Here is a 16,493-nt window from a genome sequence, read left to right as displayed (position 1 = left end):
CTAGGCGTTTGGCGTATAGCGTTTGATATTGATTATTAGAAGATAAAAAAATAACATTACAAAAATGAGTTTAGAGATAAAAGTTCCACCTGTTGGTGAGTCGATAACCGAAGTTGTTTTATCACGTTGGATAAAAAACGATGGCGATGTTGTTGAAATGGATGAAGTTATTGCCGAATTAGAATCGGATAAAGCAACATTCGAATTAACTGCAGAACAAGCTGGAACTTTAAAAACCATAGCAGCCGAAGGCGATACTTTAGCCATTGGTGCAGTAGTTTGTAAAATTGAAGATGGTGGTGCAGCTGCTAGTCCTAAGTCAGAAGTCGAAAGTCCTAAGTCTGATGCACAAGCTCCAGTTGCAGTAGCTGAGTCTCCAAAGACTCAAGACTCAGGACTTGTGACTAAAGACTCTTACGCAACGGGAACTCCTTCTCCTGCTGCTGGTAAAATTCTTGCAGAAAAAGGCATTGATGCTGGCGCTGTGAAAGGTACTGGTGTAGATGGCCGTATTACTAAAGATGATGCTGTTAAGGCTGAAGCTGGTAAAAAAGCAGAAGCGCCTAAAGCGAGTGCCCCGGTTGCAGCTGCTGCCCCTGCAGGTAGCCGTGGCGAACGTCGTGAGAAAATGTCTCCACTACGTAGAACGGTTGCAAAACGTTTAGTTGCCGTTAAAAATGAAACCGCAATGTTAACCACTTTCAATGAGGTTAACATGAAGCCGATTATGGATTTACGCGGAAAATATAAAGATCAGTTTAAAGAGAAATTTGGTGTTGGTTTAGGTTTTATGAGCTTTTTCACTAAAGCCGTTACCGAAGCATTAAAAGATTTCCCTGCTGTAAATGGTCGTATTGAAGGTGAAGAATTGGTTTATAATGATTTCGCCGATATTTCTATCGCTGTTTCTGCGCCGAAAGGTTTAGTGGTTCCAGTGATCCGTAATGCAGAAAGCATGACTTTAGCACAGATTGAAAAATCGGTGTTAGAATTGGCATTAAAAGCGCGTGATAGCAAATTAACCATCGAAGAAATGACTGGTGGAACGTTCACGATTACTAACGGTGGTGTATTTGGTTCAATGATGTCGACTCCGATTATCAATGCGCCACAATCGGCTATTTTAGGTATGCACAACATCGTTGAGCGTCCGGTAGCTGAAAAAGGTGAGGTGGTTATCCGTCCGATGATGTATGTTGCTTTATCTTACGACCACAGAATTATCGACGGACGTGAGTCAGTTGGTTTCCTGGTTCGTGTGAAACAACTATTAGAAGACCCTTCTAGATTATTGTTAGGTATCTAATTCCTAAATCCCGGTAATCGGGACTTTATATATTTATAAAGAAGTCAAGTTTTAATGGCCAATGTGCTGGAAAAACTTGACTTCTTTTTTTATACCCGAAAAATGAAATTAACGTTCAACTTAAAATTCCTCTTTGTTTTCCTGGCGATATTCTTAACCGAAATTTTAATCGCTAAATATCTTCACGATGCATTTATCCGGCCTTTTGGTGGTGATGTTTTAGTGGTTGTATTAATTTATGCATTCTTCAGAATATTCTTAATTACCAATAATAAGAGACTTGCTTTAGGGGTATTGATTTTCTCTTTTGCTATCGAATTTTTACAGGCAATTCATTATGTAAATTGGTTGGGCCTGCAGGATAATAAGTTCTGGAGTATTGTTTTGGGGACTTATTTTTCTGTTTATGATCTGCTTGCTTATTTTGTAGGCTATCTGATCTGTTTGTGTTTTAAGGATTGATAAGATGTTGGTTCGGATTTGTAATCCGGAACTGTTATGGTTCCTGCGTTAGTCTGGATTTGTAATCCGAACCTATTGTTTTGCAATATACTTTAACAGTTATTTTAATGAATCCACTTTTAAGGATTAAAAATCCTTAGCTAAAAAGACGGGATTGCAAATCCCGGCTAACAATTAGGATTGAGTTAAAGCAATTTCTTATTTAGAGAGTGGTTTAATCGGTTCCAGATCCAGTTGTTTAAACTCTACTTCACTACCTTCTGCCTGTAAAGCAATCTGTCCGCTACTTGCAGTACAGTTTGTGCCATAATTTACTAAGGTGCCATTTACCCAAACTTTAACTTCTTTGTTTAAACACTGAATAATCATGGTATTCCATTCGCCAACAGGTTTTTCACTGTCGTCTGTTAAATTTTTAATCCGGCGCAGTTTATCGCCGTTTACACCCCAGTTTTCTTTCGGGCCGCGTCTGGCAACCATATCAGGTACGGTAATATCTTCTTCAATACACCAAAAATCGCCAGCATCTTTATGTTGCATCTGAACTTCCAGCGATTTTGGAAACATACCGTACAATGCTCTTGGAGTCGAGGCATGCACCAAAACGCCACAGTTGCCGGGTTTGCCTGCAAAGCGGTATTGTACAGTTAACTGGTAATTTTTGTAAATTTTATCGGTTATTAAATGTCCGCCTGGTGTGCCCAAACTTACCAGCATTCCATTGCGCACAATAAACGGATTAATCGTATCAGGCTTTTTGTCCATTGCAGGGACATCTACATGCCAGCCGCTTAGATTTTTGCCGTTAAAAAGGCTTTTTTGAGCAAATGCTGAGGTGCTCAATGTAATGAACAATAAAAGGGCATAGTAGAGTTTCATGATATCTGGTTTTTGTATTCCAAATATATTTTAAAAAATGATGAAATAATAGTGGTCGGAATAAAGTATAGGGAAATAGTGTAAATGGTTGTCATCCTGAATGAAATGAAGGATCTTTATTGAGTGGGTAGACTTCCTGTATTTCTTTGACTAAGATTCTTCACTGCGTTCAGAATGACAAGTGGGGCTCCAACTTCAAGATTTAGTCTTAGCGTCTCGCTAAGACTCCAATTTAAGTAATTCTTCGTAAGCATCTCCCTCAATCCCTAACAGTTTAGCAAAGGCCGGTTCGGTTTTATAACCTTGCTTTTTTAAGGAGATAACTTCCTGCCTGAATGCTTCTCCTTTTTCCGAAAGTAATTTATACTCGATTAACATGTGGCGATAAGCATTTTGCCGCGTAGTGGGGATGTTTTGTCCGAATATTTCTATTTCCAAACCATCAATAGTGAAATTTGCTTTAACGGCTTCAAATTTAGTGCTTTCATGAATAGTGAAGTCTTTTTCATTGCCAAATAGGAGATTTAGTTGAACAATAAATTCACCTTTATCCAAAACTTCGCAGATCACATCCAGGTCGCTGTTTTCAATGTCAATATTGATTGGGATGGTACCAACCAGGATTGGGTGATAGAAAGCAAGTTTTTCTAAAATCTTATTATCCATTAAAACCTGATAAGCTTTTACCTGTTTTTCGTTGCCAAATTGGAGATAAGATATATCGAGGAAGTTGATCATTATTCTTTTATATTTAGCTTTAGGCCAGTGAGCCACCGACCTTGGGATTTGGATTTTTTTGTTATGCCTATTGCTTACCAAACTTTTGTTGGCTGGTGTGACACCAAATAATAGAGAAGTGCAACTAACCAATGGGTTTTATTCTAATTGCACGAAAGATCCTGAAATAAATTCAGGATGACGAACCGACTGATTTATATTATCGCTTAAATAAATGTGTTTACTTATTTAGCGCGACAGAGACCATGGAATTTAATTCAACATAAACAATTGGCACTTTACTTTTTTCTTTCCTGCACTACCCAAAGTTACTAAACCCGATAGGATGAATGCCAATGCTTTCTGGTATTATCCTGATTTTTTTGATGAAACACAGTTAGAGCACAGGCTTCATTGGCAGTAAGGATAGCGGGAACGAACTTAAATAGCTGCTGCTATACCTGCTTTCCAAATGAATTTAAGGCATGTTCTCTTTTTGGTCGGTGTGACACCAACCAATAGGATTTATATAATGACAATTTTATAAAAAAAAGCCCATCTCAGTCAAGAAATGGGCAGTTATTTAAGTTAAGATGCTGAAACAAGTTCCAGCATGACGTTTTGAAATTTAATCTTCTACAATCTCACTGTTGATGCTCACTTCGTCCTTCACGTCTTCTTTAAAGTAGTTTTTCTGGAAGATCAGGATAAGTATTACGCCAACTGAAATGGCTGCATCTGCGAGGTTAAAAACAGGTCTGAAGAAAACAAACTCTTCTCCTCCCCAAATCGGTAACCAGGTAGGGAAGTGGCCTTCTGCAATCGGAAAGTAGAACATATCTACCACACGGCCGTGAAACCAGCTTTCGTAGCCATAAATCTTTCCGTAAAATACAGAATCGATAATGTTTCCTAATGCGCCAGAAAAAATCAGTGCCACATTTAGGATTAAACCACGGTGATATTTATGCTTAATTAGATAATGTAAGCCATAACCGATTCCTGCAACAGCGGCAATACGAAAAAGCGATAAGGCTAATTTGCCAAATTCGCCACCAAACTCCATACCGAAGGCCATACCATTATTTTCGGTAAAATGGATAATAAACCATTTACCAATAATATGGAACTCCTGCCCAAGGTACATGTGTGTTTTAACCCAGGTTTTAACCAGCTGGTCGGCCAGTAAAACCAGAAAGATAACAATTAAAGGTTTTGTATAGCCTTTCATTAACTCTGCTTTAATTTAGCTTCCATGCTTAAAGTAGCATGAGGTACCGCACGTAAACGCTCTTTTTGGATTAATTTTCCGGTTTCGCGGCAAATACCATAAGTTTTGTTCTCAATACGTACCAATGCGTTCTCCAGGTTATCGATAAATTTTTTCTGACGGGCAGCCAATTGATTGATCTGCTCTTTTTCCATCGTTGCCGAACCATCTTCCAATGTTTTGTATGCACCTGAAGTATCTTCAGTTCCATTTGCATTAGGGTTACTCAAAGAGGTAGTTAAAGAGTTAAGTTCCTCTTTCGCCATGCGTAATTTATCTTGAATTAATTCTTTAAATTCCTGTAATTCACTGTCTGAGTAGCGTGTTTTGTTGCTGTTTTCCATGTTTTTAATTTAGTTTTCTAATATATGGATTTATATTTTAGTTACTGAAATGCTTAACTCAACATCGTCGATAACGATTTTGTTTGCATTATTTACAGTATCTGTTAATTCTAATTCATCGGCCAATATTTCAGCGCAAATGTAATCCTTGTTTTTAGCAACTGCACTAGCCACCAAGTTATCATTTTGTAACGAAACTTTAATCCTATCGGTTACTTCGAAGTTTAATTCTTTTCGCAAATTCTGGATACGATTAACCAACTCGCGGGAAATACCTTCTTGTTTCAGTTCTTCTGAGATGGTGACATCCAAAGCCACAGTTAAACTGCCCAGATTGGTTACCTGCCATCCCGGAATATCTTCGGCAAAAACTTCTACATCATCATTTATGTTGATGGTAAATTCTTCTCCGTTGCTTCCAACTACGATGATGAAACCATCACTTTCCAAACGCTGGATATCATCCTGATTTGAGTTTTCTAAAGCCTGTTTAACCAGGCTCATGTCTTTACCTACTTTTTTACCTAATGATTTGAAGTTAGGTTTAAGCTTTTTCTTCACGATACCGTGTGTATCGGTAATGAACTCAATATGTTTTACATTCGTTTCAGAAAGGATATAATCTGCAACTTTTGATATTTTCTGTTCGAAATCGCCACTTAAAGATGGGACTAAAATTTTCTCTAATGGCTGACGGACATTGATGCTGGATTTTTTACGGAGCGATAAAACCATTGATGAAATATCCTGGGCGTAAACCATACGCTCGTTCAAATCGGTATCGATTAAACTTTGATCAGCCTCTTTCCATAAAGTTAAGTGGACAGATTGCTCCGCATGTGCATCGGTAACAGTTAAGTTTCTGTATAACCAATCTGCAAAGAAAGGCGCCACAGGGCTCATCAACTGTGCTAAGGTTTCTAAACAGGTATATAATGTTTCGTAAGCTGCACGTTTATCATCTGTCATTTCGCCTTTCCAGAAACGGCGGCGACTTAACCTGATGTACCAGTTACTCAAATGTTCATCAACAAAAGCCTGAATAGCGCGGGTAGCTTTTGTTGGTTCGTAAGTGTTGTAACTTTCATCAACTTCGTTGATTAAGGTTTGCAATAACGAAAGAATCCAGCGGTCTAATTCCGTTCTGTCTTCCACTTTGCTTAAATTATTTTTATCGATCTCGAATTTATCGATATTGGCATACAAGGCGAAGAAAGCATAGGTATTGTAAAGTGTTCCGAAGAATTTACGGCGCACTTCAGCAATTCCATCAATGTCAAATTTCAGGTTATCCCAGGGATTTGCATTAGAAATCATGTACCAACGCGTTGCATCAGCACCGTATTCATTAATGGTTTGGAATGGATCGGCAGCATTGCCTAAACGTTTAGACATTTTTTGACCGTTTTTGTCTAGCACCAGTCCATTCGAAACTACGTTCTTGTAGGCTACTTTATCGAAAACCAATGTAGAGATGGCATGCAAGGTATAAAACCAGCCACGGGTTTGATCCACACCTTCGGCAATGAAATCTGCTGGGAAATCTTCATTTCCGTCAATGGTTTCTTTGTTTTCAAAAGGGTAGTGCCACTGCGCATAAGGCATAGCACCAGAGTCAAACCAAACATCAATTAAATCACTTTCGCGGGTCATTGGTTTACCTGATGGAGATACTAAAACAATCTTATCCACTACATTTTTATGTAAGTCGATCAAATCATAGTTCTCTTCAGACATGTTTCCGATTTCGAATCCTTTAAAAGGATTTTCTTTCTGGAAACCAGCTGTTATAGATTTTTCAATGGCGTTATAAAGTTCCTCAACAGAGCCAATTAATACTTCTTCCTTTTTATCTTCAGTTCTCCAGATCGGCAAAGGAATTCCCCAGTATCTCGAACGTGATAAGTTCCAGTCGTTAGCGTTTTTAAGCCAGTTTCCAAAACGACCTTCGCCAGTCGATTTTGGTTTCCAGTTAATGGTTTCATTAAGGTCGAACATTCTGTCTTTAACATCCGTAACTTTAATAAACCATGAATCTAAGGGGTAATATAAAAGTGGTTCATCAGTTCTCCAGCTGTGTGGGTAACTGTGGACATATTTTTCTACTTTAAAAGCTTTATTTTCTTCTTTTAATAAAATAGCAATTTCTACATCAACCGATTTTTCAGGTGCTTCGCCAGCATTGTAATACTCGTTCTTTACATATTTACCAGCAAAAGGGCCAACATGTTTGGTAAATTTACCCTGTAAATCTACTAATGGAACAGGGGTATCATTTTCGTCTAATACCAGCATTGGCGGTACTTCAGGAGTAGCTTCCTTAGCTACTTTAGCATCATCTGCACCAAAAGTAGGGGCGGTGTGCACAATACCTGTACCATCTTCTGTAGTTACAAAATCGCCAGAAATTACCCTAAATGCATTTTCAGGGTTTTGATATGGTAATGCGTAAGTTAAAAGTTGTTCGTATCTAATGCCAACCAACTCAGTTCCTTTGCATTCGGCCAGGATCTGGTAAGGAATTTTTTTATCGCCAGCTTTAAAATTTGTAAAATCTTCAGCTTCAATGCTTTCAAAGAAAATTTTACTAAACTGCTTGCCAACCAGGTTTTTTGCCAGAATTACGTTTGTTGGCAAGAAGGTGTATTGGTTAAACGTTTTGACTAAAACATAATCGATTTTTGGTCCAACCGTTAAAGCAGTGTTTGATGGTAAAGTCCATGGTGTAGTTGTCCATGCCAATAAATAAATATCATCAAATCCCTGTAAGAAGCTTGGTAACGTATCGGCTAATGCTTTAAACTGTGCAACAATTGTGGTGTCAGTAACATCCCGGTAAGCGCCAGGCTGATTTACCTCATGCGAACTCAATCCTGTACCGGCTTTTGGAGAATAAGGTTGGATGGTATAACCTTTATAGATTAGTCCTTTATCGTAAATCTGCTTTAAAAGCCACCATACCGACTCCATGTATTTAGATTTATAGGTAATGTATGGATCATCCATATCTACCCAATAGCCCATTTTTTCAGTCAATTCGTTCCACACATCAGTGTAACGCATTACTGTTTTTTTACAAGCCTCGTTATAATCTTCAATAGAAATGGTTTTACCAATATCTTCTTTAGTAATTCCTAATTCTTTTTCGGTTCCAAGTTCAACAGGCAGGCCATGTGTATCCCAACCAGCTTTTCTTTTCACCTGGTAACCCTTAATTGTTTTATAGCGGCAAAAAATATCTTTAATTGCACGCGCCATTACGTGGTGGATTCCCGGCATGCCATTGGCAGACGGTGGGCCTTCGTAAAAAGTAAACGGATTAGATTTCGGACGGGAAGAAATACTTTTTTCAAAGATATTTTCCTTTTTCCAAAAATCCAGTATTTCCTGCCCTATTTTGGCAAGTTCTAATTGTTTAAATTCGCTATACATCAATCAAGTACCTCAAAAAATTAAAGGTTGCAAAGTTAACAGAATTGACTGAATTTTGGTAGTTTTGGTGTAAATACTTTTAACGTGAAATTATTTAATATCGGGCTTACACTAATGATTGTTGCCGTAATTGCCTTGCCAATTGTTGCGGTAATAAGTCCTTCAGACCGGGATTTTGTACTTTATGCTTTTTATTTCTGCGGCTTGCTCGAACTAATTGGGCTAATTTTTGTTTTAATCTATATTGTAACACTAAAAAGAAAGAATCCATGATCAAGCTGTTAAAATTGCAGAAAGCCGTTTTCGTACTCATAGCTGGCGTACTTTCTTTTATTGCCTACAAAATTTTAGATGCTTACGAAGTAAAGGGAAGCATCTATCTCCAAATGCTGGCCGGTGTATTCATTATCATTGGTGCGTTGTGGTTGTTATATCCAATTTTATTCGCCAAAAAAGATAAAGATGGCAATGCCGAAATCATTACTGACCCAACAGTTGAGGTTCCGGTAGATGAAGAGGATCAAAAGCCTGTAACAGAATAATCTGCTTAAATCAGCGTGATTATCCTCTTTGAACTTAGATGTTCTTAAATGTCTTATATGGTTTTAAAAGGGTTTTTGGAAAGCAAGGCCTGTAATCATTTTAATGTTCGTCCTGCTGTACGCTGTAGCCCTCATACTTCGGGGCTGTCGCTGCCATCAGGTTTAGGTAACCTGGACTTGTGCAAGAAATAAGGATACTCCTTTTCAAAGTGCTGCAGGAAATAACTAACAGAACTATAAGGTTTTAAAAACCGAATAGGAGTAAAATCGACGTTTAATGGTCAAACTCGCCTGCATTCTTCGCCGATTCCTCATCAGATACCAGTTTTCTTACCTTCTTTTTATCCAGCCATAAAACCAGTGCCGGCAATAGTGTTAAATTAAAAATTAAGGCTACCAATAAGGTGATGGATAGGAGCAAGCCCAGTACTACCGTTCCTCCGAAAGTAGAGGCGGTAAATATTCCAAAACCAAAGAATAAGATTAAAGCAATATGCGTCATACTTACGCCTGTTTCAGTAATGGTATCCGTAATTACCTTAGGTACACTGAAATTGGTAAGGTTTAATTCCTGTTGATAACGCGTTAAGAAATAAATCGTCTGATCGGATGCCAGACCAAAGGCAATGGTGAAAATTAAAATGGTTGATGGTTTTAATGAAATTCCAAAATAACCCATAATTCCTGCGGTAATAATTAAAGGAACAATGTTCGGAAGCAAGGAAATAAACATAATTCCCAAACTCTTAAACTGCATTAATCTTAACAATGAAATTAATACAATGGCAAGCGCAATACTTTCTACCAGATGCCTTAACATATAATCTGTTCCTTTCGAAAATATGATACTTGATCCCGTCAGCTCTACATCAAATTTAGATGGAGGCAAAATGCTATCTATGCGCGGTTTTAACTCGGCCATAATGGCGTCCAAACGTTTAGAGCCAACATCAGCCATTTGAAAACTGATCCTTGTACTTTGATTTCCTTTACTGATAAAGTTGGTTAACAAACTTGCATTTCCTTTACCGCCATTGGCAATGTAAGCCAGGATAAAGTTCTTTTCTAAATTGTCTGGTAAACGAAAAAAGGTAGAGTCATTATTGTAGAATGCTTGAGTAGCATATTTTAAGCCCATGTTTACCGAAATAGAACGCGAAAACTCAGGATAGGCAGAAATCATCTTCTCCAGTTTTTCCATTCTTTTCAGATTGGTTAGGTTGAAAACGCCATTCTTTTTCTTGGTATCTACACTTACTTCTAAAGGTAAAATACCTTCAAAATTTTTCTCAAAGAACTTTAAATCAGTTAAAATTTCAGAGTTTTTAGGCAGGTCATCAACCACATATCCGTTTACATTTATTTTCATCACTCCAATAAAGGCAATGATGGAGATGATAAGCGTTCCGATATAGATCAATCCGCTTTTACTTTGAACAAGTGTATCGGTTTTAACTAATAGTTTATGCAAAAAGCCTTCCTCAACATGGTTTTGCGCTTTTAGTTTTGGCGCTGGTAAGTAGCTGAAAATAATTGGAATTAAACATAAACACATTAGCCAGGTAACCATTACGTTGATGGAGGCTACACTGCCGAATTGCATCAATAACTCACTTCCGGTAAAGTATAACACCCCAAATCCAATCGCTGCAGTAATGTTAGCAATCAATGTGGTAATGGCGATCCGCTCGATGGTTATGCTTAAAGCTTTTTGTTTATCGCCATGCTTTCTGAGCTCATTCTGATATTTATTTAACAACAAAATACTGTTAGGGATGCCGATAATTACGATCAATGGTGGAATCAATCCTGTTAAAATAGTCAGTTCGAAGCCGAACAATACTAAAGTGCCAATGCTCCAGATTACACCCATTACTACCACTAAAATAGGGAAGAATACGGCATAAAATTTCTTGAAGAAAAACAATAGGATTAATGCCGAAACCAGGATCGAAAGGCCCAGAAACAATACAAATTCGTTACTCACCAGTTTACTTACTGCTGTACGGATATAAGGCAGGCCTGAAATATGTACCTGAATTTTGGTAGATGCCTGAAAAGCTTTTGCTTTAGCTTCGATTTCTTTTAAAATGGGATTGCGTTCGGCAGTATTTAATATTTTAGTATCGAAAGTGATGGCCATTAATGTGGCATTCTGACGGTTGTAAACCAATCCTTCAAAAAACGGATTACTATAAATGGTATTCCTGATCGAATCCATTTCAGCATCGGTTTTAACCAGACCACCAGGTAATGGTTTTAAAACAAATTTTTGGTTTACAGTATCTTTTTCGAGTTGAAAAATACGCCCTGAAGATAAGACCTGTTTAATGCCTTTTAGCTTTTGAATATCATTAGAAAGCTGAACCCATTGGTTGTACACTTCTTTTTTGAAAATATCCGGCGATTGTATCCCAACCACCATTACACTTCCGTCTTCTCCAAACGTTTTCTTAAAGGCGTTATACTTCACAAAAGCACTATCGGTAACCGGCAGGATTTTACTCCCAGTGTAAGAGAGTTTTACATTCTTGGCCTGATAAGCCATGAAAATTGTTCCTAAAACGAAAAATACGATGATTGCGATACGGTTCTGAAGAATAAATCTCGATAGCTTAACCCACATGTGCAGCTTAGTTTTAATAATATTAAAGGCAAAACTAATCTTATTTGTAAAACCTGATTACTTTTCGCACAATTAAATTTGCACAAATAACATACTTTTGAAAAAATTGTTTTGATCGGATGTTGCACAAAGTAAGAGGCATTGTTTTAAAGACTACAAACTACAGCGAAAGCAGTGTGGTGGTGCAGGTGCTTACCGATAAATTTGGTATGCAGTCTTACCTTATCAATGGGGTTAAAAAACCAAAGGCCAAGATTAAAATGAACATGTTACAGTCGCTGCATTTGCTTGATATGGTGGTTTATCATAAAGCAAATACTAATATTCAACGGATATCGGAAGTTCGGCAAACACCTGTTTTTAAAAGTATCCCTTACGATATGATCAAAACCAGTATCGTTATTTTTTTAAATGAGGTTCTGTATAAAAGTATCCGACAACAATCAGCAGATGAAAGTTTATTCGATTATATCTTTAACTCAATCGCCTGGTTTGACGAAGTGGAAGAGATAAACCCAAATTTTCATTTATCCTTTTTATTAAAGCTTACCCGTTTTTTAGGTTTTTCGCCCAATGAGAAAAGAAGAACCGATCAGGTTTATTTCGATCTGCAGGAGGGAGCGTTTACCTCCAGGCTACCAATCCACTCCAATTACCTTCAATTAGATGATGCACTAGGTTTTATTTTGTTGTTTGATTCACCGCTTGAAAAAATTTCTGAAATAAAGTTAAGCAATACCCAGCGGCGCTTTTTGTTAGATAAGATATTGGTTTTCTATACCTTACATACCGCCTCTTTTGGGGTGGTGCAATCGCATAAAATCCTCGAAACTTTATTAAGTTGAAAAAAAAGAAAAAAAGATTTGCAGAACAGTTTTATAGCGCTATATTTGCATTCCCAAACGGAGGATGGGGCATTAAGTTTGACAAAATTATAAAAGGGAAATTAGCTCAGCTGGTTCAGAGCACCTCGTTTACACCGAGGGGGTCGGGGGTTCGAACCCCTCATTTCCCACTAAGCCTTTCAGTTTTACTGAAAGGCTTTTTTATCAAACTTTGAAATATACCTGAAAAGGGAAATTAGCTCAGCTGGTTCAGAGCACCTCGTTTACACCGAGGGGGTCGGGGGTTCGAACCCCTCATTTCCCACCATTAAAAGCCTTTCAATTTATTGAGAGGCTTTTTTTTGTGCTGTTATTCTGAACGCAGTGAAGAATCCTTGACGCTTAAATATCACCCGCGATTGATTCCTTTTAAGTTTAAGATCACTCCCTTAAAGAGGATCCTTCGCTGCGCTCAGGATGACAAAGATAGTAGAGTAATTATTTAGGCTCCCATAACTCAATCTTATTACCTTCTGCATCCATAATATGGATAAATTTCCCATAGTCATAAGTTGCAATTTCATCAAGTATGGTTACGCCGTTTTCCTTAAATTTCTCAATAAGGCCCTCAATATTCTGTACGCGGTAATTAATCATGAAATCTTTTTTCGATGGAGAAAAATATTCATCGCCTTTTTTGAACGGACTCCATTGAAGGGATTCGATCTCGTCAGGGTTGTTTAGGTTTCTGGATTCAAAACTCGAGGTACCCCAGGCACTTATTTCAAATCCTAAATTTTTAGCATACCAATCTTTAGTTTCCTGAGGATTATCGGAAAAAAAGAAAATGCCGCCAATTCCTGTCACTTTTGGAGTGGTATCTGCAGCCGAATTTGAGTTGTCTTTTTGTTCTTCCATATTATTTTATATTTATTTGATTATAAATGAGTTTGCGATAAATATCGTTATTTTTAATTTTTTCTTAATAGCTCAATTAGCAGAAAATTATTTTTTCTCTAGTATGTTTTTTCTCCACAAAAATGGGTTTAAAATAGAATGTAATTTATTTACCTTATTCAATTATATATCCGAAATTGCCTGACGAAAAACAGCGGTAAATGCTCGGTAAAATAATCAGGTTTATTTTCTTTGGAAACTACTTTGTAGGAATTTTGGCAGTAGCCCTTACCCTCGAAGCTACCCTGCAATTAAGGCTGCCTTTTAACTCCCTGAATTATTACCTGTTATTGTTTTTGGCACCGACTATTTATTATACCTACGCTTACAATAAAGTTTCTACTGCACCATCTTCAACCAATCCCCGCAATCAATGGTATTTCAAGCATAAGAAATTTATCAATTGGAGTCAGGCAGTGCTTTTTATTTCTTGCATGCTGTTGGCCATTAATCTACTTTACCAAAACTTTCAGCATATTCTGGCACTTCCGCTCAGTTATTGGATAGCCATTGTAATTATCATTGTTGCAGGAGGTTTATACTACGGTTTATTGCCTAAATCTTTCTTAAAATTCAATCTGCGTAATACTGGTTGGTTAAAAGCTTTCGTAATCGGTTTTGTTTGGGCCTGTTGTGCCAATGTGCTGCCCTTAATTATGCTTAAAATTGAAACAGGTGTAGGCTATCATGATTCCGTGCTTTGGACCTGGCTGTTTATTAAAAACTGGATGTTCTGCACCGTAAACGCAATCATTTTCGATATTAAAGATTATCCAACCGATGCCAATAAACATTTAAGGACTTTTGTAGTGCGATACGGCCTGAGGAGAACAATTTTTAATGTTTTGATTCCGCTGTTAATTATTGGTTTAATCTCGCTAGGCATATTTGCCAGTTACAAAGGCTTCGGGATACAGCAGGTTTTATTTAATGTTCTGCCATTTATATTAACCATTTACGTGGCCTATTCTATGCACAGGAGAAAAAACATCCTCTATTATCTGATGGTAATTGATGGATTGATTTTTTTTAAGGCAATATGTGGGATGATAGGGATGCAGTTTGTGCATTAAGCTGAAATACCAAAGAGTAAAGACCAAAGCATATATTACATTTGAGAGGGCTGTCTTGATACTTGATACTCCATACCTGATACCATGAACAACAACTACGATAAAATAGCCAATCATTACGATACATTAAGTCGCCTGGTATTTTTTAAATCGCAGGTTAATGCGCAGATCAATCAGCTTCAGCATCTTCCAAAAGATAGCTCCGTTTTAATTGTAGGTGGTGGAACAGGGTGGATTTTGGAAGAAATAGCAAAAATATATCCCAGTGGCTTAAAGCTGGTTTATGTGGAAATATCAGCTAAAATGATAGCACTTTCTCAAAAAAGGAACTGTAAAAACAATCAGGTCGAATTTGTGAATCTTGGCGTTGAGGATTTTAGAACGGATACCCTATTTGATGTGATTTTAACACCATTTCTTTTCGATAATTTCGCAGAGCAACGTGCCGCAAAAGTATTTGAACAATTGAATGCATGTTTGAAAAAAGATGGCCTGTGGTTTTTGGTCGATTTTTCGCTAAACAAAAATAATGGGAATTGGTGGAAATGGCTGTTGCTCAAATTGATGTACAGCTTTTTTAAATTACTGGGAATTGTAGAGGCAAATCACCTGATCGACATGAATCCTTACTTTATGAATGCAGGTTATAAGATCTTAGAACTGCGTTTATATTATGGTAACTTCATTAAGGCGGTAATTTTAAAAAAAATAAAATGACATTCATTTAGTGCATCAATGTTGCGTTTGTAATCTTAATTCGGATCTTTGTATCAAAAGGTAAGAATATGGATTTTGATGTAATTATAATTGGCGGTAGCTATGCAGGTTTATCTGCTGCATTAACCTTAGGTCGTTCAACCCGGAATGTTCTGGTAATCGATGCGGGCAAACCCTGTAACAGGCAAACGCCACATTCGCATAATTTTTTAACGCATGATGGCGATAAGCCTGTCGATATTGCTAAAGCGGCCAAGGCAGAAGTGCTGAAATATCCAACATTAAGGTTTTTAGAAGGAAAAGCCATTTCGGCCAAACAAATAGATGGAGTTTTTAGCATTGGTATAGAAAATGGTGAAAATTTTACAGCAAGAAAAATATTGCTGGCTACAGGTTTAAAAGATGTACTGCCTGATATTAAAGGTTTGGCTGAGTGCTGGGCCATTTCTGCTATCCATTGTCCTTATTGCCATGGTTACGAAGTAAAAAATGAAAAAATAGGACTGCTAATGAATGGCGATCACGCGTTTGAGATGGCCAAAAACCTTCACCTTTGGAATAAAGATTTAACCATTTTAACCAATGGGAAATCCGAATTTACAGCCGGGCAGGTAGAAAAACTGAAATCTAAATCGATTACCGTTTTAGAAGAGGAGATTATTGAACTGGAACACCAAAATGGTCAGCTGGAAAATATTGTTTTTAAGAATGGGAAAAAGGTAACCTTTAAAGCGATTTACGTTAAACCTGAGATAGAACAGCATATAAATTTTAGCGGACAGCTCGGATTCGAATTAACAGATCTGAAAACGATAAAAGTAGATGAGCAGCAGGAAACTACTGCAAAGGGCGTTTATGCAGCAGGAGATTGTACAACCTTGTTCAGGTCGTTGTCGATTGTTACAGCCGCAGGAACCGTGGCCGCAGTAATGATAAATAAAGCGTTAATTTCTGAAGATTTTTGATCAATCATCTGAAATTAAAATAAGATGGCGCCAATAATAGTGACAATAAACATCGCTGCCATTACGATTCTGTCAGCAGTGATCCATTGGTCTTTTGTAAGTGGTGTTGCAACTTTTTTTACGGTTTCAGCTTTGTGTCTCGAAAGTCTGAAAACTGATGTGTCTAATTTAATAATCATGGGATAATGTTTTAATAGGGTTGATTTTATTAAGACAAATCCCAAGCCAAAAATTCAGAAAAATGTTAAATTGTGGATAACTAATATTTTTTCTTAACGAATTGATATTTATGCGGTTGTAAATACGACATGTAATTAAAAAAGGGCAATCAGCTTGTTGGATATTCCATACAACCTGACTGCCCAATATGTATAGTAAT

General features: G+C 37.3%; 16 protein-coding genes and 2 tRNA genes. 10 read left to right on the top strand and 8 right to left on the bottom strand.

Translation table 11 applies throughout. From position 1 onward, the window contains the following. Nucleotides 1-64: 64 nt before the first annotated feature. Together odhB and ACUN24_RS01050 are read left to right on the top strand one after the other, a co-directional pair. A complete protein-coding gene (gene odhB, locus ACUN24_RS01055) occupies nt 65-1,306 on the top strand; it encodes a 2-oxoglutarate dehydrogenase complex dihydrolipoyllysine-residue succinyltransferase (protein WP_445560864.1) in 1,242 nt (413 codons plus the stop codon). A gap of 102 nt (nt 1,307-1,408) precedes the next feature. Then, nucleotides 1,409-1,768: a ribosomal maturation YjgA family protein gene (locus ACUN24_RS01050; protein ID WP_445560863.1), complete on the top strand. Its 360-nt coding sequence runs from the start codon at nt 1,409-1,411 to the stop codon at nt 1,766-1,768. Between the two features lie 198 nt (nt 1,769-1,966). On the opposite strand, the gene ACUN24_RS01045 is transcribed toward ACUN24_RS01050, so the two are convergent. The 5 genes from ACUN24_RS01045 to ileS form a co-directional block, all read right to left on the bottom strand. Beyond that, complete coding sequence (locus tag ACUN24_RS01045; protein WP_445560862.1) at nt 1,967-2,647, bottom strand: 3-keto-disaccharide hydrolase; 681 nt, start codon at nt 2,645-2,647, stop codon at nt 1,967-1,969. Between the two features lie 219 nt (nt 2,648-2,866). Beyond that, nucleotides 2,867-3,385 (bottom strand): DUF4269 domain-containing protein, encoded by a 519-nt coding sequence (locus ACUN24_RS01040; protein WP_445560861.1) that lies wholly within the window; start codon nt 3,383-3,385, stop codon nt 2,867-2,869. Between the two features lie 607 nt (nt 3,386-3,992). Next, complete coding sequence (locus ACUN24_RS01035) at nt 3,993-4,595, bottom strand: lipoprotein signal peptidase (RefSeq protein ID WP_187591784.1); 603 nt, start codon at nt 4,593-4,595, stop codon at nt 3,993-3,995. Continuing rightward, nucleotides 4,595-4,978 carry a TraR/DksA family transcriptional regulator gene (locus ACUN24_RS01030; RefSeq protein ID WP_025144123.1) on the bottom strand — a complete coding sequence of 128 codons (384 nt, stop codon included), beginning with the start codon at nt 4,976-4,978 and terminating at the stop codon, nt 4,595-4,597. The genes ACUN24_RS01035 and ACUN24_RS01030 overlap by 1 nt, the downstream gene beginning before the upstream one ends. A 30-nt stretch (nt 4,979-5,008) precedes the next feature. Then, on the bottom strand, nt 5,009-8,410 hold the full coding sequence (gene ileS / locus ACUN24_RS01025; protein ID WP_445560860.1) for an isoleucine--tRNA ligase: 3,402 nt from the start codon (nt 8,408-8,410) through the stop codon (nt 5,009-5,011). 84 nt (nt 8,411-8,494) lie between these two features. Here ileS and ACUN24_RS01020 point away from each other — a divergent pair, with 84 nt between their 5' ends. After that, nucleotides 8,495-8,683: a hypothetical protein gene (locus ACUN24_RS01020; RefSeq protein WP_445560859.1), complete on the top strand. Its 189-nt coding sequence runs from the start codon at nt 8,495-8,497 to the stop codon at nt 8,681-8,683. Beyond that, nucleotides 8,680-8,952: an isoleucyl-tRNA synthetase gene (locus tag ACUN24_RS01015; RefSeq protein WP_445560858.1), complete on the top strand. Its 273-nt coding sequence runs from the start codon at nt 8,680-8,682 to the stop codon at nt 8,950-8,952. The genes ACUN24_RS01020 and ACUN24_RS01015 overlap by 4 nt, the downstream gene beginning before the upstream one ends. Before the next feature lie 274 nt (nt 8,953-9,226). On the opposite strand, the gene ACUN24_RS01010 is transcribed toward ACUN24_RS01015, so the two are convergent. Beyond that, nucleotides 9,227-11,578: an efflux RND transporter permease subunit gene (locus tag ACUN24_RS01010; protein WP_445560857.1), complete on the bottom strand. Its 2,352-nt coding sequence runs from the start codon at nt 11,576-11,578 to the stop codon at nt 9,227-9,229. A gap of 119 nt (nt 11,579-11,697) precedes the next feature. Here ACUN24_RS01010 and recO point away from each other — a divergent pair, with 119 nt between their 5' ends. From recO to ACUN24_RS00995, 3 genes are all read left to right on the top strand, one after another. Beyond that, on the top strand, nt 11,698-12,423 hold the full coding sequence (gene recO / locus ACUN24_RS01005) for a DNA repair protein RecO (protein WP_445560856.1): 726 nt from the start codon (nt 11,698-11,700) through the stop codon (nt 12,421-12,423). A 95-nt stretch (nt 12,424-12,518) separates the two neighbouring features. Continuing rightward, nucleotides 12,519-12,593, top strand: a tRNA-Val gene (locus tag ACUN24_RS01000). Nucleotides 12,594-12,652: 59 nt separating this feature from the next. Further along, nucleotides 12,653-12,730 (top strand) — tRNA-Val (locus ACUN24_RS00995). 170 nt (nt 12,731-12,900) lie between these two features. Here ACUN24_RS00995 and ACUN24_RS00990 read toward each other — a convergent pair. Next, nucleotides 12,901-13,320 (bottom strand): VOC family protein, encoded by a 420-nt coding sequence (locus ACUN24_RS00990; RefSeq protein WP_445560855.1) that lies wholly within the window; start codon nt 13,318-13,320, stop codon nt 12,901-12,903. 200 nt (nt 13,321-13,520) lie between these two features. On the opposite strand from ACUN24_RS00990, the gene ACUN24_RS00985 reads away from it, so the two are divergent. From ACUN24_RS00985 to ACUN24_RS00975, 3 genes are all read left to right on the top strand, one after another. After that, the gene (locus ACUN24_RS00985; RefSeq protein WP_445560854.1) at nt 13,521-14,432 is read left to right on the top strand and encodes a hypothetical protein; all 912 of its coding nucleotides are present in this window, start codon (nt 13,521-13,523) and stop codon (nt 14,430-14,432) included. A gap of 84 nt (nt 14,433-14,516) precedes the next feature. Next, nucleotides 14,517-15,149: a class I SAM-dependent methyltransferase gene (locus tag ACUN24_RS00980; protein ID WP_445560853.1), complete on the top strand. Its 633-nt coding sequence runs from the start codon at nt 14,517-14,519 to the stop codon at nt 15,147-15,149. Between the two features lie 68 nt (nt 15,150-15,217). Next, the gene (locus ACUN24_RS00975) at nt 15,218-16,114 is read left to right on the top strand and encodes an NAD(P)/FAD-dependent oxidoreductase (RefSeq protein ID WP_445560852.1); all 897 of its coding nucleotides are present in this window, start codon (nt 15,218-15,220) and stop codon (nt 16,112-16,114) included. Between the two features lie 14 nt (nt 16,115-16,128). Here ACUN24_RS00975 and ACUN24_RS00970 read toward each other — a convergent pair whose 3' ends face one another. Next, nucleotides 16,129-16,293, bottom strand: coding sequence for a hypothetical protein (locus ACUN24_RS00970; protein ID WP_193425124.1), 165 nt, complete (start codon nt 16,291-16,293; stop codon nt 16,129-16,131). Nucleotides 16,294-16,493 lie beyond the last annotated feature (200 nt).

The sequence above is a fragment of the Pedobacter sp. WC2501 genome (assembly GCF_052682415.1).
This window is presented reverse-complemented; position numbering and strand designations above follow the sequence as displayed.